We start from the raw sequence: 19,141 nt of genomic DNA on the forward strand, positions 1-19,141 counted from the left end.
ACAAAGTAAAGGAACCCTTTTGATGCATTTCTTGGCACAGGTAGCGGCAGAAATCAATAAAAAGTCAAAATCATATAAAGTCGGAAAACTACAAAACATACGGAAAAAAATCAATAAACTGTCAAGGGTTCCCTCCAGCCAATTGTTCGATCAAAGAACTGTATTTGAAAATTGGGGATGGCACTATGGGGGACGAAAAGAGCTTCAGTTTAACATCGGCATTGAGGGAGAGTTCGTAAGGTACGGTGTCGCCTTTTCCCTAGAGTGCAGCCAATCTCTTCCTAATATCGACGTGCTCGTTCCCAAGATAGCGCGGTTTAATGAGTACCTAAGCGAGTTCTGCGAAAACTTTTCTGACTTGCGTATGTGGCATTACGAAGATGATGTCCGAAGCTCCGAATACATGCCCTCCTCCATTCCTCAGGAACGAGTGAAAGAAGGTGTTTTTATATTCCTTGGTACGAGATCAGAAAAGAGCGCTATCGACTATGACCAGATACTGGAAATTCTTGATCGACTACTTCCAATCTATTTATTCACAGAGGGAGGCCTTCCTGAGATAGCTTTGGATAAGAAGCTATACGATTTAAGATTTAGTGCGGGCTGTACAAAAAAACCATCGCAAACCTCAGGTCTACTCACCCAAAGAGAACTGGACATTCGACTGAGACATAACGATTATCAAAGCAACCTCTATATAGAACTGTCAGCTTTATACGGGGAAGATAATGTTGGCACAGAAATATACGCGAACGGCTTAAGCATAGATTTGGTAGTCAAACAGGGTGAAAGCTATTGGTTTTACGAAATTAAGACGGCATCTACTGCCAGAGCCTGCATTCGACAGGCACTTGGACAGATAATGGAATATTCTTACTGGCCTGGTCATCAACGCGCCGCAAAATTGTTTATCGTCGGCTCTGCGGTGGCGACTTCGGAGGAAATTTCGTACATCGAGTATTTACAAGAAACATTTAGCCTGCCACTCGAATACAAGGCGGTTAGCTAATAATCAATTCAATGCTTTATTTTTTATAGAAATAAACAATTTTGAATCAGCGCGCCTAGCTAGCGCAGACCAGGATGGTACATTTACAACTCATGTGTTCATCTTTGACTAAAATGCACCCGTCACAATTCCAGGCAGGTACCCCATGAAGCCAGTTCCCCCTGCAAATAGCCAACCCGCCAATGATTGGAGACTACAAACATTCACGTATTTAGCAGAGGATTGGGTATCGCCTTGGTCCGGAGTTTTGTCACCTAAGGGCACACGTATAACCGTATCCTCAATCATCTCTTTAACCAAAAAAAAGCAGCTTACCATCCCGTTACCAAATGCTTCGGCATTACTACTCAATTCATCTGCTTTGGCGTTCATTTCAGCACGCAACATTCGCGACCGGAGCGGTATTGATAGAACCTTGCATACTGAAGTCAATTTCCCCTCTGACGAGGAAGCTTTTGACTATATTGAAAAAATGATTGAATCGATTGTTTTGGCCTTCACGGCACTTGAGGCATTTGTTAACGAGACTATACCTTCAGACTATTTTTATGCACGCCACCACAGAAGTGACATCGTATTAGAGGCCGCTAGCAAACAAACGATTGAACGCCATACCAAGTTAGACGAAAAGCTAACAAATGTTCTGCCGGAAATCTTGAGCTGCACCTCACCAAAAGGTGGGAGATGCTGGCATGGATATAAAACTTTAAAAAATGCTCGAAACCGCATAATTCATATGAAAACAGAAGACCGTCGATCATCAGGTACCGAGATAGACACAGTATGGAAGGCCATTATTCTTGCACCCGCTCCCCACATTGCGGCAAAAGCAGTTATTGATCACTTCGTAAGCACGATGAAAGAAAAACCGAATTGGCACCAACAATTCCCCTATTTCACACCATGAATAATTAACACGGAGTGGAATAGGCAGCCATACTGCGTATGAGGCTTACACGCTGAATCAGGCGGACAACCCGTACCTTGTCATTTGTTAGACGCCTCACCCTAGTATGCTTTACGCCGCTTTTCTAAGACTGCTCGCACAGTCTCAAGCGCTGCTACAGATTCCCTAGCGACCTCACAACGACTATATATATACTTTAAAAGTATGTGCTTCTCGTTTTTTGTCCTGGCTAGATAAGCATCAGGTACACCACAACTGGGCGTTCGATGAGGAATCTCGCAAAACGCGCAGCCGACAACCAAGTTGACTTGCAGCAAATGATCTTCAGGCGCTTGTAAATGCTGAAAACGGTAAAACTGATAGATGCCGGAAATGTAGCAAAATACGGATTTTTTTGGTTTGAAGCTCTTGCAGATACATGGCGTTTTCAATGACATGTTCAGACCAAAGATGTGCACCGCGGCTTCGAACCTGCGGTGCACATTTTTATTCAACGTTGGTTGTAGTAATCGCGGATTATCTGCCAGATTTGGTAGAGTGCGAATGCGATCCTGAGGATAAACACAAGCATGCCTGCTCCTTGATGAAGCCGGCCTCCAGAAACGATATCCAGTCTTCATTTCTGGTAGGGGGGAGACGCCAGTGCACCCACCTTAGGCAAGCTCAAACCTATGATCCTTTCGCTGAACTGGTAGGGTTACTAATCCTAGGCAAAAGGGCCGATCTACCGGCCGTCTGAAAATCCAACCGATCGTCTGATCATACAGAACCAAATCTGATTGTGAAATCGTAGCTCGGTGCCATCATTGACAAAGTCACTTTGATATCGAACTGGTGTCCTTTTGCCATTATCAAGAAACTGGCACTCTGTCTTCTAATGATGGCAATTTGACGTGAGTGGATACTAGAGTTAAGATCTTCTTGCGCCAGTGCACCCACCTTGGGTGAACCTAAAGATAGCCACTAACTATCTTTAATGCGAAAACCGCCCACCAGGGCGGTTTTTTTATTCTCCATTTCAATTGAGTCAATTCACAAAGCCAATTAGGGAAGCTGTCTCAAGATATAATTTCAATGCTTTAAAAGAGCATTTATTTATAGAGGATGGCCGTCTGCGGCGCATTTCCTGAAGCGGGCAGGAGGATGTAGATGCAATAGAGCGACTGTACAACAGCTATCTGAGAGTTGGACAGCGCATTAAGTCGCGGCGAAAAGCAACTACCTTATGGCTAAGATACTTTTCTCATGCCTCTCAAATTTTTTTGTGTTTTTTGTGCGCAATCGACTCTTCAATAACATGGGCGTCTTCGATCCCCTTCGCAACTCTCTTGAGAGCAGCCAACGTTAGATCGATAGTTATTTCTACCTCACAATCGGGAAACGCCGAATCCTGCTTCAAGCGTAAATCCACTATTCTTGCTTGCTCAGCGATTGCTGCTACAAAGCCCAAAGCATCGTGTAGGTATTCTGCACGAAACCAAAAATCCGTCATACATCCATCCCTAGGCATCAAATTTAATTTAGAACAAATGTTGCCGCACCCTCAAAAATCTATATGAGTGAAAACTGCTGGCGACCTCACTAGCACAGATTTACACGAACTTCCCATTTATTATTGCCAATAGGTTCCAGGTTATCACCTTGGTCTAGGCATATAAGCGGGCTCACCCACCTCATGTTTGGGGAAAAGGTAACGAAGTAGCGATATAAAAAATCCGGTAGCCAAGCATCCTCAAAAATAGTTACTTTTTCATAAGCTATTAATTTCAATGACTTAGCTAGAGGTAACAGTTACTACGTGTACTAATCGCAAGAGCTAAGGTGCGCGCTTTATTCGTGCTTGCATGGGATTTGATTATGAACTCCGTTTTTATTGTCGACGATCACCCGGTCATCCGTCTCGCCGTTCGAATGCTGCTGGAGCATGAAGGTTACAAGGTCGTCGGTGAAACCGATAACGGAGTCGATGCCATGCAAATGGTGCGCGAGTGCATGCCCGATCTGGTCATTCTCGATGTGAGCATCCCCAAGCTGGATGGCCTCGAAGTACTGGCTCGCTTCAATGCCATGGGATCCCCGTTAAAGATCCTGATCCTGACGGCACAGTGTCCGACGCTGTTCGGCATTCGCTGCATGCAATCCGGCGCATCGGGTTATGTCTGTAAACAGGAAGACTTGAGTGAACTGGTCAGTGCGATCAAAGCGGTACTGTCCGGTTACAACTATTTCCCCAGCCAGGCATTGAATCCGGTGCGCAGCGACGACATCCGTTTTGCCGAACTTGAATTATTCAAATCTGTTAATGATCGTGAGTTGATGGTCTTGCAACTTTTCGCCCAGGGTCGCACTAACAAGGAAATAGCCAAGGGCATGTTTCTAAGTAATAAAACCGTCAGCACCTACAAAAAACGTCTGATGCAAAAACTCAAGGCCAAATCCCTTGTAGAACTTATCGAGATGGCCAAACGAAACGCACTCGTGTGAGAGCCCGCATGCCTAGCCGTTTAAAGGACTATTTAATTGCGTTGAGCGCAGGTTTTTACCTGAGCGCCAATGTGTTCGCCATGCCCGGCACCTCACCTGACTACGCCTTGCTCAGCCGGTCGGCGGACGAGCCAGTGCCGGTCACGCTCGAACACTCCCAACGGCAGTGGCTGCTGACACGTAACGAACTGGTCGTGGGCACCTCCGCGCCCGACTACCCGCCTTTTGACATGACGACCAGTGGCAAGGATTACGAAGGTCTGACGGCCGACTACACCGGGCTCCTCGGCCAGGCCACCGGTCTACCGATCCGGGTGCAGCGCTTTCCCTCTCGGGACGCGGCGATTAGCGCACTGGTCGATGGCCGGATCGACCTGCTCGGTACCGCGAACGGCTTCGAAGCGGGCAATGCCAACCTGGCGCTGTCGATACCCTACGCCGTTGACATGCCGGTGCTGGTTACCCGCGAGGACGAAACCCGCTCACTCACCGAAGGCCTGGCCGGGCTGCGATTGAGCATGGTCTATCACTATCTGCCGTTGCCCGAAGTCAAGGCGCTGTACCCCAAAGCGCTCATCACCTGCTACCCCTCCTACCAGAATGCAATCAACGCCGTGGCGTTCGATCAGGCCGATGTGTTTCTCGGCGACACGCTTTCAACTCACTACATGATCAACAAGGGTTATCTGAACAACGTGCGCATGGCCAATTTCGGCAAGCAGGAAGCCCAGGGATTCAGCTTCGCCGTGCGCCGCAACAACCCACAACTGCTGGCGATCATCGATGCAGTACTAAAAGCTGTGCCGGCCAGTGAGCGTGACAATATTGCCAAGCGCTGGAGCGCTGGCAGCGATCTGCTGCTCACCGACCGGAAACTGCAACTGACCCAGCGCGAAGAAGCGTGGCTCAAACAACATCCGGTGGTCAGTGTGGTGGTCAATGAAGCGTTCGCGCCGCTGACATTCTTTGACAACGACGGTAATTTTCGCGGCATCAGTGCCGACCTGCTCGAGCTGATCCGCCTGCGCACCGGCCTGCGTTTCGAGATCCGTCGCAGCCGCAACGACGCGGAAATGATCCAGCAGATCGACCGTCATCAAGCCGATCTGATCGCCGCATTACTGCCGACGGCGGAGCGCGAGAAAACCCTCAATTTCAGTCGTCCCTATCTGGAAAACTCCTACGTTCTGCTGACCCGCAAAAGCGCGGATGGTCCGACCAATCTGGGCAAGCTCAAGGGCAAGCGACTGGCGATTGCCCAAGGCAATCCGATGGTCGAGTACCTGCGTCGGGAATATCCGCGCATCCAGTTGATCGAAACGGCAGATACGTTCAGCGCGGTGTCCCAGCTCGCTGAAGGCCATGTCGACGGTGCGGTGAACTCGCTGGTGATTGCCAACTACTTCATTTCTTCACGAATCTTCAATCAGGCGCTGCAGATCACCACCACGATCGGCACGGGCCAGGCGGCGTTTTCACTGGCGACCGCGCGGGACAACACGGAACTGACGTCGATCATCAACAAGGCGTTGTTGAGCATCGCCCCCGACGAACTGGGGGTGATCAATGGACGCTGGCGCGGTTACTCGACTGTCTCGCAGAACATCTGGCACAACTACCAACGCCTGTTCTATCAAGTGATCATCGGCGCTTTCCTGTTACTGCTGTTGCTGCTGGTCTGGAACGCTTACATGCGCCACCAGATCAAAAAACGCCAGGCTGCCGAACGAGCGCTGAACGACCAGTTCGAATTCATGCGTTCGCTGGTCGACGGCACACCGCATCCAATTTACGTGCGCGACCGCCAGGGCCGGTTGCAAAGTTGCAATGAGAGCTATCTCGAAGCATTCAATGCCCGCCGCGAGGATGTCATCGGCAAAAACGTCATCGATGGCTCCCTGAGCAATGCCTTCGAGGCCCAGGCCTTTCAGGCCGATTACCAGCGTGTCATCGCCGAAGGCACGCCGATGGTCGTCGACCGGCCCCTGCACATCGGCAACCGGCGTCTGACGATCTATCACTGGATACTGCCGTACCGCGACTCCAGCGGTGAGGTGAAAGGCATCATTGGCGGCTGGATCGACATCAGCGAGCGCCGCCAGTTGTTCGACGAGTTGCGTACGGCCAAAGAACGGGCGGATGAGGCCAACCGGGCGAAAAGCACCTTTCTGGCGACCATGAGCCACGAGATCCGCACGCCGATGAACGCGGTGATCGGCATGCTCGAACTGACGCTCAAACGCATGGATCCGCAGCATCCGGATCGCTCATCCATCGACACCGCGTACCACTCGGCCAAGGACTTGCTGGGTTTGATCGGCGACATTCTCGACATCGCACGGATCGAATCCGGGCGTCTGAGTCTTTGCCCGGAACGGGTCAATCTGGTCGATACGGTGACGTCAGTCGCCAGGATCTTCGACGGTCTCGCCCGGCAGAAAAACCTCTCCCTGCAAGTCATCTTCAACCCACCGGATCTGGCCGTCGATGTGCATCTGGACCCACTGCGTTTCAAGCAGGTGCTGTCGAATCTGGTCAGCAATGCGATCAAATTCACTGAGCAGGGGCATGTGCGGATCACCCTCGACCTCATGAACACCGATGTACCTGCCCGCGCCCTGATGCAGTTGACCGTACAGGACAGCGGCGTCGGTATCAGTGCCGAGGATCAGCAGCGCTTGTTCGAACCGTTTGCCCAAGCGGAAAACAGCAGCCAGCAAGGCAGAGGTGGTGCCGGCCTGGGGCTGGTGATCAGCCGTAACCTGTGCGAAATGATGGGCGGGCAATTGCAATTGAGCAGCCAGCCTGGCATCGGCACCCAGGTCTGCGTCTCGCTGGCACTGGAAACGCTGCCGATACAGCTGAGCACGGTCAAAAGTGAATCCCCAATCAAGGCATCGCAGACCCCCTTACGCGTGTTGGTGGTGGACGACCATCCCGCCAATCGCCTGCTGATGTGTCAACAACTGGAGTTTCTCGGCCATCACTTCAGCATTGCCGAGAACGGTTGCAGCGGCCTGGAACTGTGGAAGACCGGTCACTTCGATCTGGTGATTGTCGACTGCAACATGCCGTTGATGAATGGCTATGATCTGACCCGCGCCATTCGTCAGCAGGAACTGCAGGCGCGCTGTCCGCCATGCACCGTGCTGGGTTTCACGGCCAATGCGCAGCCCGAAGAAATCCAGCGCTGCAAGCAGGCCGGCATGAACGACTGCCTGTTCAAACCCCTGAGCCTGAGCCTGCTCAGCCAGTGGGTCGATGGCATCACACCGACATCAGCGCCGCCGGCTTTCAACCTGCAAAACCTGAACATGCTGACCGGTGGCAATCCGGCCCAGGCTCGCCGTCTGCTGGCGGAATTGCTCAAAAGCAGCCGTATCGACCGAGAGGAACTGCTCGCACTGTCGCCGGAACAGGATCGCGGGGCGCTGGCGGTGGTCGCTCACAAAATCAAGGGTGCGGCACGTATCGCGCAGGCATCGCGCGTGATCGAGTGTTGCGATGCCCTTGAGCAGGCCTGCGCCGAGGCCATGGCGACAGACGAAGTCGCTCGCCGTTGCGAGGCGAGCAACCGCGCCATGCTCGAACTGGAGCAGGCACTACAGCAACAATTGGCGGTGTCGGATCGAAGCACAATGAGCTTGCCTTAACTATGCTTGGCGCTGAGCAGTGAGTTAACCATCATGGAGAGTCCGAAATGCCCAGCCCACTGCGCCCGGAGCAACGCCGGTTTCCGCTGCATGTGCACATCAGCGTCATGTTCACATTCCTGTTGCTGCTCACCGGGGTCGTACTGGGCCTGTTCAATTATCACCAGACCACGCAGATCATCCTGTCGAGCAGCGAAAAGCTGTTCGACAGGATCGAACAAGACGTACGTCTGGACATGTCCGCCACCTATCAGCCGATTCGGCACCTGCTGAGTTTGCTGGCGGATGACCCCGCCACTCAGGCCGCGCGCCTTGAACAACGCTTGCCCTTGCTCCGACCGTTTAGCCAGTCGCTCAGCGACAATCCCAATCTGGCGTCGCTATATCTGGGTTATGCCAATGGCGATTTTTTCATGGTGCGTCCGCTGCGCAGCGCCGCCATCAAGACATTGCTCAAGGCCCCTGAAGCGGCGGCGTATCAGGTCTGGAGTATCGAACATGACCCGCAGGGCGCGATGCACTCGCAATCGCTGTTTTTTGACCAGACATTGTCGCTGATCAGCCGTCAGGACAACCCCGACGACAGCTACGATCCGCGTAGCCGCGCGTGGTTCAACCATGCTCGCCAGCAAAACGAACAAATCACCACCGAGCCCTACGTGTTTTTCTCCACGCGCAATGTCGGCACGACGCTGGCCCGACGCAGCGGCGAGAACGCCGTCATCGGTGCTGACCTGACGCTGGTCGCCCTGTCGGCGGCGCTGAGCAAACATGTCGTCACACCCTCCACCGAAATTGCCCTGTTCGATGCCGAAGGCAACGCTGTGGCCTATCCCGACAGCGAACGCCTGATCGTCGACAGTAGCGGCGCGCATCTGGCCAAAGCGGCGGATCTGAGTCCGGGCTTGCATGCGCTGTTGTCCGGCGCAGCCACAGGCAATCGCCTGGAAGCCGATGGTCGCCAGTGGATCGTCGCCCGCAGCAACATTCAGGAGGGCGGTCCGAAAGGTTTGCAGTTGGCGCTGCTGGTGCCCGAGGACGAGTTATTGATCGATGCCTACCGCCTGCGCTGGCAAGGCGCGCTGATAACCCTCGCGACCCTGCTGCTGTGCCTGCCGCTGGGCTGGGTGATTTCGCGAATTCTGGTCAAGCCGTTGCATGCACTGGTCAAGGAAGCCGACGCGATTCGCAGTTTCGATTTCAACTTTCCTCTGGCCCGCCGCTCGCCGGTGCTTGAAGTCGACCAGTTGAGCGTGTCGATGGCGCGGATGAAAGACACTCTGGCGAGTTTCTTCCGGATTACCGACACCCTCGGCGCCGAAACCCGCTTCGCCCCGCTGCTGCAACGGGTGCTGTTTGAAACGGTGCAGATTGCGCAGGCGCAGGCAGGGCTGATCTATCTGCGTGAAAGCGACAGCAGCCGCATGGAGCCATACGGGCTGGTGATCGATGGTACGTCTCAGGCGTTGGAAGCATTCGACATTCAGGGCCACGACCTGCAGCAGAACAAAGGGCCGGCGTGGTTTGAACAATTGGTCGGCGCCAATAACGTGGTGAGCAACTTCGGCGTCGATCAGGCCGGCGACTTGCAGAAGGTCCTGCTGGCAATGCAATCGCCCCGCATCCATCTGATCGGCATCCGCCTGCACAACCGCCACGACGAAACCATCGGCCTGCTGATTCTGCTGGTGAGCGACAGCGGCACGGCAGCCGATCTGGAAAAACTGCGCCCTGATCGCATCGCGTTCCTCCAGGCTGTCTCCGGCGCGGCGGCGGTCAGCATCGAGAGCCAACGCCTGCAAGCCCGCCAAAAGCAATTGCTCGACGCCTTCATTCAACTGCTCGCTGGCGCCATCGACGCCAAGAGTCCGTACACCGGCGGCCATTGTCAGCGCGTGCCAGAGCTGACGTTGATGCTCGCTCAGGCGGCAGCGGCAAGCGAGGCGCCGGCGTTCAGTGCCTACCAACCGAGCGAGGATGAATGGGAAGCCTTGCACATTGCCGCGTGGCTGCACGACTGCGGCAAGGTGACGACGCCGGAATACGTGGTCGACAAGGCCACCAAACTGGAAACCATCAACGACCGTATTCATGAAATTCGCACGCGTTTCGAAGTGCTCAAGCGTGATGCCTGGATCAGCTATTGGCAGGCGTGCGCTCTGGGCGGCGATGAGACTGCACTGGCCGAATTGCGCGATGCCACGCTGACGGCGCTGGACGACGATTTTACGTTTGTCGCGCGCTGCAATCTGGGCAGTGAAGCGATGGCAGAGGCGGATCTGCAGCGCCTTGACCATCTGGCGCAACGCACCTGGCTACGCACCCTTGATGACCGCTTGGGCGTGTCATGGGAAGAGAACCGGCGTCAGGCGCGCACGCCGGCACCGAATCTGCCGGTCAGTGAAAAGCTTTTGGCAGACAAGCCAGAGCACTTGCTTGAACGCGACCCGAACGAGTTGATCCCCGAAGACAATCCATGGGGCTTCAAACTGGATGTACCGCACTACAAATACAATCGCGGCGAGCTGTACAACCTGAGCATCAACCGTGGCACCCTGACCCGCGAAGAGCGCTACATGATCAATCACCACATGGTGCAGACGATCATGATGCTCAGCCACCTGCCCTTCCCCGGCCACCTCGACAGCATTGCCGAAATCGCCGGCGGTCATCATGAAAAAATGGACGGCACCGGTTACCCGAAACGCCTGAAGCGTGAGGACATGAGCCTGCCCGCGCGGATGATGGCGATTGCCGATATCTTTGAGGCGCTGACCGCAGCCGATCGCCCGTACAAAAAGGCCAAAACCCTGAGCGAGGCCTTGGCGATCATGGCCACCATGTGCCGTGAGGCGCACATCGATGCTCAGCTATTCGGATTGTTCATCAACGAAGGCGTTTACATGCAGTACGCCGTGCGTTTTCTCGATCCCGCACAGATCGATAACGTCGATCCGGCCAGCCTGTTGCACAAGGCTGGCCTCACCGCATGATCAGCAGTCGGTCAGACGCAGGAAAATCGCTGCCAGTTGCTCGATGCCGGCCTGATCCTGCTCGGTAAAACGCGCCAGCTTCGGGCTGTCGAGGTCGAGTACACCGATCAGGCGACCGTCCTTGACCAACGGCACGACCAGCTCGCTGTTCGAGGCGCTGTCGCAGGCGATATGCCCCGGGAACGCGTGTACGTCTTCAACGCGCTGGGTTTGCCGAGTGGCCGCCGCCGCGCCACACACACCACGGCCAAACGGGATGCGCACGCAGGCGATCTGCCCCTGGAACGGACCAAGCACCAGTTCTTCGTTGCGATTGAGGTAAAAGCCCGCCCAGTTCAGGTCATCGAGCTGGTTGAACAGAAACGCCGAAAACTGCGCGGCGTTGGCGATGAAATCGCGCTCGTCCGCCAGCAGCGATTCCAGTTGTGCGGCCAACATGCCATAGCCTTCGAGGCCCTGGCCGCTTTGTTGCAAATCAATCATGCCTTGTGCTCCAACAATTTCAGTCCCACCCAGTAACGGGCGAATTGGTACGCGCAACGTCCGTTGCGATTACCGCGGCCGGTGGCCCAACGCACGGCGAGGATGTCCAGTGCTTCGTCGCGCTGCCAGCTCAGGCCGGCCTTGGCGGCCAACTGGCCGATCCAGTGTTCGACGACGTTAAGGAAGTGTTCTTGGGTAAACGGATAGAACGACAGCCACAGACCGAAACGGTCCGACAGCGCGATCTTGTCTTCAACGGCTTCGCTGGGATGCAGTTCGCCGTCGACGCGTTTCCAGTTTTCGTTATCGCTCTCCTTTTCCGGCACCAAGTGGCGGCGGTTGGAGGTGGCGTACAGCAAGACATTGTCCGGGGCCTGCTCGAGCGAGCCGTCGAGGACGCTTTTGAGAACGCGATAATCGCCTTCACCGGATTCGAACGACAAGTCATCGCAAAACAGCACGAAGCGTTGTGGCAGCTTGCCGATCTGCTCGACCACCCGCGGCAGATCCGCCAGATGATCACGCTCGATCTCGATCAGGCGCAGGCCGGTGGCGGCGTGTTCCGCCAGCAAGGCCCGCACCAGCGACGACTTGCCGGTACCGCGCGAACCCCAGAGCAACGCATGGTTGGCCGGCATGCCATCGAGAAACTGCTGGGTGTTGCGCCCCAGCTGTTCGAGCTGACGGTCAACGCCGATCAGGTCGGACAAGCGCATGTCGAGGCTGACTTCCAGCGGCATCAGATAGCCGCTGCGCCCGTCGCGTTGCCAGCGCGCCGCCAGACAAGTGCCCCAGTCGATCACCGGCCGTGGTGCCGGCAACAACGGTTCGATACGCGCCAGAACCGACTCGGCGCGTTCAAGAAAAGCATTTAATCGGGAATCCACGTCTTCTCCTCGGGCACGTTCACAGTGATGATGGTGAATCCTGCGACGACACACAGATAAAAATCACCCTACCAAGCCTTGTTACAAGGCGATTCGGGAACCTCGGTATCCATACATGATCGACTATGCTTGAGCAGCGAAGGGAAACGGAAGTGGTTCAACACCCCATGGATATCAAATTCACCCACCGGCTGTCTTACAAGCAAGCCAGGCTTACCGTGCTGGTCGGGTTCATTCTGGGCACGCTGCTCAGCCTGCTGCAAATCGGCATCGATTATGCCAGTGAAGACGCCTCCATCAACCGTGAAATCCTGTCTTTGCTGGAAATCAGCCACAACCCGGCCTCACGGATCGCCTACAACATCGACGCCGAACTGGCGCAGGAACTGACCCTGGGCCTGTTGCGCTCGCCGGCAATCATTTCTGCGCAACTGATCGACAACAACAATACGGTGCTGGCCAGCGTCAAACGACCGGAACTGAAAAGCGGCTATCGGGTCATCAGCGACTTCCTGTTTGGCGCCAAACGCCAGTTCGAAGACCGTCTGTATCTGGATCATCTGCCCAATGAATCGCTGGGCGTGTTAAGCCTTGAGGTCGACACCTATGCCTTCGGCAGTCGCTTCCTGCGCCGCGCCGAGGTGACCCTGCTCAATGGCTTCGCCCGCAGCCTGATTCTCACCGGCATCCTGTTGGCGCTGTTCTATGTGATGTTGACCAAACCACTGGTGCGGGTCATCCGCGAACTCAGCGGGCGCGACCCGCGCAGCGCCGAGCCGACCACGCTGGAGTGCCCGTCCGGCCACGGCAACGATGAAATCGGCGTGCTGGTCAAAGTCGCCAATCAGCAATTCGAGAACATTGCCACCGAGATCCAGCAGCGACGCAACGCCGAAAACCGTCTGACCGACTACCTCGGACAACTGGAAAACATCGTCTCGGCGCGCACCGCTGAACTCAAGGCGATCAACGCACGGCTGAGCCAGTCCAATCAGGAACTCGAAGTCGCCCGCAGCACCGCCCTGGAAATGGCCGAGGCCCGCTCGGCGTTCCTCGCCAACATGAGCCATGAGATCCGCACGCCGCTCAACGGCCTGCTGGGAATGATCGCGCTGTCACTCGACGGTCCGTTGAATGCCGAACAGCAGCAACAACTGTCGATCGCCCACGACTCGGGCAAGGTGCTGGTCGAATTGCTCAACGATATTCTCGACCTGTCGAAGTTCGATGCCGGGCAACTGGAGCTTGAGCACATCCCGTTCGATCTTGGCTCGTTGATTGAAGACACCGCCAACCTGTTGTCGCAGAATGCCGCGCCGAGCGTCGAACTGACCTGCCTGATCGACCCGCACTTCCCGGCACTGGTACTGGGCGATCCGACCCGCGTGCGGCAGATCGTCAGCAACCTGCTGTCCAACGCGCTGAAATTCACTCGGTTCGGCCGGGTCGATGTGCGCTTGTCGACCTACAAGGAGGGCGTGCGCATCGAGGTCTGCGACACCGGCATCGGTATCGCCCAGGACGCGCAGCTGAAAATCTTCCAGCCGTTCACTCAAGCGGGCGCCGGCATCACTCGACAATACGGCGGCACCGGGCTGGGTCTGGCGCTGACCTACAACCTCTGCGAAGCCATGCAGGGGCGTCTGACCATCAGTTCCGAAACCGGGTTCGGCAGTCAGTTCTGTGCCGAGCTGCCATTGCCGTGTCATACCCGCGCACTGGTTCCGGCGCCGCTGCACGGAAAAATCCTCGCCATCACCGCTGCCAGCAGTGGACTGGCGGAACTGTTGCAGAGCCTGCTGCCGGTGTGGGGACTTACATATGAGCAGCGCACCATCGATGACTCACTGCTGGGCCTGACGCCGGACGTGGTGATCACCGATTGTCCGGAGTGCCTGTTCGGTTTGCGCCCGACGCTTGTGGCGCCGATTTTGCTGGTAACCGCCTACGGCAGTTTCCTGCCCAGCGAAGAAGCCGCCGCACTCGCGCCTCTGCAGCAACAGGCCCGACCATTGGCGCGTAATGCGCTGTACCAGAACCTGCGACGTACCCTGCAACCGGACGTGGTCGCCGTTAACGATGCGCAGCTCGAAACGTCTCCCTCGGTGCGGCGCGGGCGGGTGTTGCTGGTCGAGGACAACCCGGTCAATCAACTGGTGGCCAAAGGCATGCTCGGCAAACTGGGCTGCGAGGTCATCGTCGCCGCCCACGGTGCCGAAGCGCTGGATCAGTTGGAGTATCACGAATTCGATCTGGTGCTGATGGACTGCAACATGCCCGTGATGGATGGCTACGAAGCCAGCCGACAGATCCGTCAAAGCGGGCGCTGGCCGAGCCTGCCCATCGTCGCTCTGACCGCCAACGCCATGTCCGAAGAACGCGAACGCTGTCGCGCAGCCGGCATGAGCGACTATCTGGCCAAGCCGTTTCGCCGTGAAGAGCTGGCGGCGCTGCTCGATCAGTGGATCCCGACTACGACAGCGCTTTGATCTGCCCCAGCAAGTGATCGAGGCCGTCACGCAACTCATTGAGACGGTCCAGATCCACCCCGCTGTCGCACAGCAATCGGGCCTTGAGCGGCCCGACCTGCTCGCGCAAGGCTTGCCCCGCCGGCGTCAGACTCAGGTGCACTTCGCGCTCGTCACGCGTTGAACGCTGGCGCTGTACCCATTGCAACTGTTCCAGACGCTTGAGCAATGGCGTCAGCGTGCCCGAGTCCAGTGCCAGACGCTCGCCCAACGCCTTGACCGTCGGTTGCTCCGGCGCAGCGTCCTGCCATTCCCACAACACCAGCATCGCCAGGTATTGCGGGTACGTCAGGCCGAGCTGATCGAGCATCGGTTTGTAGGCACGAATCACCGCCCGAGAGGCGGCGTACAGCTTGAAGCACAACTGGTTGTCGAGCTTCAGCGAATCGACCGGCAAGCTGTTCATTTGAGCAGGGCTTCGATCTCGCCGCTCAGCTCCTGCGGCTTGGTGGTCGGGGCAAAACGCTTGACCAGTTTTCCGTCCTTGCCAATCAGGAACTTGGTGAAGTTCCACTTGATGCCCTGGGAGCCAAGCAGGCCCGGCGCGCGTTTTTTCAGCTGCACGAACAGCGGATGCGCGTCTCCACCGTTAACGTCGATCTTCTTGAACAGCGGGAAGCTGACGCCGAAGTTCAGCTCGCAGAACTCACTGATCGCCCCTTCGTTACCCGGCTCCTGCTTGCCGAACTGATTGCACGGAAAGCCCAGAACCACCAGGCCCTGATCCTTGTAGGTCTGCCACAGTTCTTCGAGGCCTTTGTACTGTGGAGTGAAACCGCATTTGCTCGCGGTGTTGACCACTAAAACCGCTTTACCGGCGAAATCGGCGAGGGTCTTTTGCTCCCCCTTGATGGTGGTGCACGGAATGTTCAACAGGTTGTCGCTCATGGCGTCGGGCTCCGCAGACAGTCAAGAAAGATCAAACATAGCGAGCAATTAAATTGTGTGCAATTTAATTATCGAATAATAAGGCGACCCGAAGGTCGCCTTCATTCGTTTATGCGCGTGGAACCAGATCCAGGCAAACCGAATTGATGCAATAACGCAAACCAGTCGGCGGCGGGCCGTCCGGGAACACATGACCCAGATGCGCATCGCAGCGCGCGCACTTCACTTCCGTACGGATCATGCCGTGACTGATGTCACGGATTTCAGTCATCGCGCTTTCGCCGATTGGCGCGTAGAAGCTCGGCCAGCCGCAGCCGGAGTCGAATTTGGTCTTGGAGTCGAACAGCGGCTCGTTGCAGCAGACGCAGTGGTAGATACCATCGGTCTTGGTGTCGTTGTATTTACCGGAGAACGGGCGCTCGGTCGCGCTCAGACGACAAACGTTGTACTGCTCAGGGTCGAGCATCGCCCGCCATTCTTCCAGGGTTTTTTCCAACTTTTCCATCATCACACCTCAGCGGCTGAAAAAGCCCGATCTGTACCTTTTCCACGGATCGGGCGGCACGTATGATTGCGCCTCGTCACGCACCAGTCTGGCAGCCAGACCGGGCGCATTCAAACGGATTATGGGAGCCACGGCTCAAGACGTCCGCCTGTGTGAAGACGCAGGAATCCCAGTACGGTTGTCCATCCGCCGCCTGGATCGTTCATTTTCGGGATCACATCGCCATGCAGTTCAGCAAATCGAACAAGCTCGCCAACGTCTGCTACGACATTCGCGGCCCGGTGCTCAAGCACGCCAAACGACTGGAAGAGGAAGGCCAGCGCATCCTCAAGCTGAACATCGGCAACCCGGCGCCGTTTGGTTTCGAAGCGCCGGACGAAATTCTTCAGGATGTGATCCGCAACCTGCCGACCGCGCAAGGCTACAGCGACTCCAAAGGTCTGTTCAGCGCGCGTAAAGCGGTGATGCAGTACTACCAGCAGAAGAATGTTGAAGGTGTCGGCATCGAAGACATCTATCTGGGTAACGGCGTTTCCGAACTGATCGTGATGTCGTTGCAGGCGCTGCTCAACAACGGCGACGAAGTGCTGGTGCCCGCCCCGGACTACCCGTTGTGGACTGCCGCCGTCAGCCTCGCCGGCGGTAACGCCGTACATTACTTGTGCGACGAAGGCGCCGACTGGTTCCCGGATCTGGCCGACATCAAGGCCAAGATCACCCCGAACACCAAAGCGATGGTGATCATCAACCCGAACAACCCGACCGGCGCGGTGTATTCGAAGGAAGTGTTGCTGGGCATGCTGGAAATCGCCCGCGCGCACAACCTGGTGGTGTTCTCCGACGAGATCTACGACAAGATTCTGTACGACGATGCCGTGCACATCTGCACCGCGTCGCTAGCCCCGGACTTGCTGTGCCTGACCTTCAACGGTCTGTCGAAGTCCTACCGTGTGGCGGGTTTCCGCTCCGGCTGGATCGCCATTTCCGGGCCGAAGCACAACGCGCAGAGCTACATCGAAGGCATCGACATGCTGGCCAACATGCGCCTGTGCGCCAACGTGCCGAGCCAGCATGCGATCCAGACCGCTTTGGGCGGCTATCAGAGCATCAACGACCTGGTGCTGCCGCAGGGTCGTCTGCTGGAACAGCGTAACCGCACCTGGGAATTGCTTAACGACATTCCTGGCGTGAGCTGCGTCAAGCCGATGGGCGCGCTGTATGCGTTCCCGAAGATCGACCCGAAAGTCTGCCCGATCCATAACGACGAGAAGTTCGTCCTCGACCTGCTGCTCTCCGAGAAGCTGCTGGTGGTACAGGGCACGGCGTTCAACTGGCCGTGGCCGGATCACTTCCGCGTGGTCACCCTGCCCCGCGTCGACGATCTGGAAATGGCCATCGGCCGTATCGGCAACTTCCTCAAGTCCTACCGCCAGTAACTGGCCAGCAGTGCGCAACGGCCAAACGTTGCGCACTGTCTGATTCAGCAACACTTCTGCGTTCCGCGTCCGCGCACGCCTTCTACACTTGCGATTCGTACCGTTTACCTGCGTCCAGCTTAATGGCGACGGGTCGCGGCTGGCCGTCATCCCTATCGTTATCTGTCGTGGGAAATGTGCCGGGCACCGAAGAATCCGCTGTAGGACACAGTTTGAAATAGTCACTCAGTTGAATAGCCCGGTGCAGCACCTTATATACCCCGCAGTACGCTACATCTTTAGCTTGAGGAGATTTCTACAACCATGATGCGCATCCTGCTGTTTTTGGCCACTAACCTGGCGGTCGTGCTGATAGCCAGCATCACCCTGAGCCTTTTCGGCTTCAACGGGTTCATGGCGGCCAACGGGGTTGATCTCGACCTTAGTCAGCTGCTGGTTTTCTGTGCAGTCTTTGGTTTCGCCGGCTCGCTGTTCTCGCTGTTCATCTCCAAGTGGATGGCGAAGATGAGCACTGGCACCCAGATCATCAGCCAGCCACGTACCCGGCATGAGCAATGGCTGCTGCAAACTGTCGAGCAACTGTCCCGCGAAGCCGGGATCAAGATGCCCGAAGTCGGTATTTTCCCGGCCTACGAAGCAAACGCCTTCGCCACCGGCTGGAACAAGAACGACGCGTTGGTCGCGGTCAGCCAGGGCTTGCTCGAGCGCTTCTCGCCCGATGAAGTGAAAGCCGTGCTGGCCCACGAAATCGGCCACGTCGCCAACGGCGACATGGTCACCCTGGCGCTGATCCAGGGCGTGGTGAACACCTTCGTGATGTTCTTTGCGCGGATCATCGGCAACTTCGTCGACAAAGTGATCTTCAAGAACGAAGAAGGCCAAGGCATCGCCTACTACGTGGCGACCATTTTTGCCGAACTGGTACTGGGCATTCTCGCCAGTGCGATCGTCATGTGGTTCTCGCGCAAGCGCGAATTCCGTGCCGACGAAGCCGGCGCCCGCCTGGCCGGTACCAGCGCAATGATCGGCGCACTGCAACGCCTGCGCGCCGAACAGGGTCTGCCGGTGCACATGCCGGACACCCTTAACGCCTTTGGCATCAACGGTGGTATCAAACAGGGCTTTGCCCGCATGTTCATGAGCCACCCGCCGCTGGAAGAGCGTATCGACGCACTGCGTCGTCGCGGTTGATCCGACCGGTGTAACAATGAAAAAGGCCCGCAGTGATGCGGGCCTTTTTTACATCTTTGGATTGCGCGCCGACAGTGCCGGCCCTTTCGCGAGCAAGCTCGCTCCCACAGGGTTCTGCGGTGTTTAGGCGATCTGTGACATAGCACAAATCACTGTGGGAGCGAGCTTGCTCGCGAA

General features: G+C 56.3%; 14 protein-coding genes. 8 read left to right on the plus strand and 6 right to left on the minus strand.

Annotation, left to right across the window (positions count from 1 at the left end; all coding sequences use genetic code 11):
- The first annotated feature begins 22 nt into the window (after positions 1-22).
- Both AB4O01_RS11240 and AB4O01_RS11245 read left to right on the plus strand, forming a co-directional pair.
- On the plus strand, positions 23-1,009 hold the full coding sequence (locus AB4O01_RS11240) for a hypothetical protein (protein WP_460091774.1): 987 nt from the start codon (positions 23-25) through the stop codon (positions 1,007-1,009).
- 145 nt (positions 1,010-1,154) lie between these two features.
- Positions 1,155-1,916, plus strand: coding sequence for a hypothetical protein (locus AB4O01_RS11245; protein WP_460091776.1), 762 nt, complete (start codon positions 1,155-1,157; stop codon positions 1,914-1,916).
- Positions 1,917-3,168: 1,252 nt separating this feature from the next.
- Here AB4O01_RS11245 and AB4O01_RS11250 read toward each other — a convergent pair.
- The gene (locus AB4O01_RS11250) at positions 3,169-3,408 is read right to left on the minus strand and encodes a hypothetical protein (RefSeq protein ID WP_460091777.1); all 240 of its coding nucleotides are present in this window, start codon (positions 3,406-3,408) and stop codon (positions 3,169-3,171) included.
- Positions 3,409-3,773: 365 nt separating this feature from the next.
- On the opposite strand from AB4O01_RS11250, the gene AB4O01_RS11255 reads away from it, so the two are divergent.
- Genes AB4O01_RS11255 through AB4O01_RS11265 form a run of 3 tightly spaced genes read left to right on the plus strand, consistent with a single transcriptional unit; the run spans position 3,774 to position 11,046 of the window.
- Positions 3,774-4,400 (plus strand): response regulator transcription factor, encoded by a 627-nt coding sequence (locus AB4O01_RS11255; RefSeq protein WP_007908640.1) that lies wholly within the window; start codon positions 3,774-3,776, stop codon positions 4,398-4,400.
- 8 nt (positions 4,401-4,408) lie between these two features.
- Positions 4,409-8,053 carry a transporter substrate-binding domain-containing protein gene (locus AB4O01_RS11260; RefSeq protein WP_460091779.1) on the plus strand — a complete coding sequence of 1,215 codons (3,645 nt, stop codon included), beginning with the start codon at positions 4,409-4,411 and terminating at the stop codon, positions 8,051-8,053.
- A 47-nt stretch (positions 8,054-8,100) separates the two neighbouring features.
- Positions 8,101-11,046 carry an HD domain-containing phosphohydrolase gene (locus AB4O01_RS11265; protein WP_460091782.1) on the plus strand — a complete coding sequence of 982 codons (2,946 nt, stop codon included), beginning with the start codon at positions 8,101-8,103 and terminating at the stop codon, positions 11,044-11,046.
- On the opposite strand, the gene AB4O01_RS11270 is transcribed toward AB4O01_RS11265, so the two are convergent.
- Entirely contained in the window at positions 11,047-11,529 is a 483-nt protein-coding gene (locus AB4O01_RS11270) for a GAF domain-containing protein (RefSeq protein WP_460091783.1), read from the minus strand.
- Positions 11,526-12,416 (minus strand): ATP-binding protein, encoded by an 891-nt coding sequence (locus AB4O01_RS11275; RefSeq protein ID WP_093435135.1) that lies wholly within the window; start codon positions 12,414-12,416, stop codon positions 11,526-11,528. The genes AB4O01_RS11270 and AB4O01_RS11275 overlap by 4 nt, the downstream gene beginning before the upstream one ends.
- A 167-nt stretch (positions 12,417-12,583) precedes the next feature.
- On the opposite strand from AB4O01_RS11275, the gene AB4O01_RS11280 reads away from it, so the two are divergent.
- Positions 12,584-14,905 (plus strand): hybrid sensor histidine kinase/response regulator, encoded by a 2,322-nt coding sequence (locus tag AB4O01_RS11280; RefSeq protein WP_460091785.1) that lies wholly within the window; start codon positions 12,584-12,586, stop codon positions 14,903-14,905.
- On the opposite strand, the gene AB4O01_RS11285 is transcribed toward AB4O01_RS11280, so the two are convergent.
- The 3 genes from AB4O01_RS11285 to msrB form a co-directional block, all read right to left on the minus strand.
- A complete protein-coding gene (locus AB4O01_RS11285; RefSeq protein ID WP_116256540.1) occupies positions 14,889-15,350 on the minus strand; it encodes a MarR family winged helix-turn-helix transcriptional regulator in 462 nt (153 codons plus the stop codon). The two genes, AB4O01_RS11280 and AB4O01_RS11285, sit on opposite strands and share 17 nt — an antisense overlap.
- Positions 15,347-15,832: a glutathione peroxidase gene (locus AB4O01_RS11290; protein WP_016985485.1), complete on the minus strand. Its 486-nt coding sequence runs from the start codon at positions 15,830-15,832 to the stop codon at positions 15,347-15,349. The genes AB4O01_RS11285 and AB4O01_RS11290 overlap by 4 nt, the downstream gene beginning before the upstream one ends.
- Positions 15,833-15,941: 109 nt before the next feature.
- On the minus strand, positions 15,942-16,337 hold the full coding sequence (gene msrB, locus AB4O01_RS11295) for a peptide-methionine (R)-S-oxide reductase MsrB (protein WP_093435141.1): 396 nt from the start codon (positions 16,335-16,337) through the stop codon (positions 15,942-15,944).
- Positions 16,338-16,561: 224 nt separating this feature from the next.
- Here msrB and AB4O01_RS11300 point away from each other — a divergent pair, with 224 nt between their 5' ends.
- Positions 16,562-17,773: a pyridoxal phosphate-dependent aminotransferase gene (locus AB4O01_RS11300; protein ID WP_007908620.1), complete on the plus strand. Its 1,212-nt coding sequence runs from the start codon at positions 16,562-16,564 to the stop codon at positions 17,771-17,773.
- A gap of 303 nt (positions 17,774-18,076) precedes the next feature.
- Entirely contained in the window at positions 18,077-18,964 is an 888-nt protein-coding gene (htpX, locus tag AB4O01_RS11305; RefSeq protein ID WP_007908619.1) for a protease HtpX, read from the plus strand.
- Positions 18,965-19,141 lie beyond the last annotated feature (177 nt).

It is taken from the genome of Pseudomonas sp. S2_E02 (assembly GCF_054668355.1).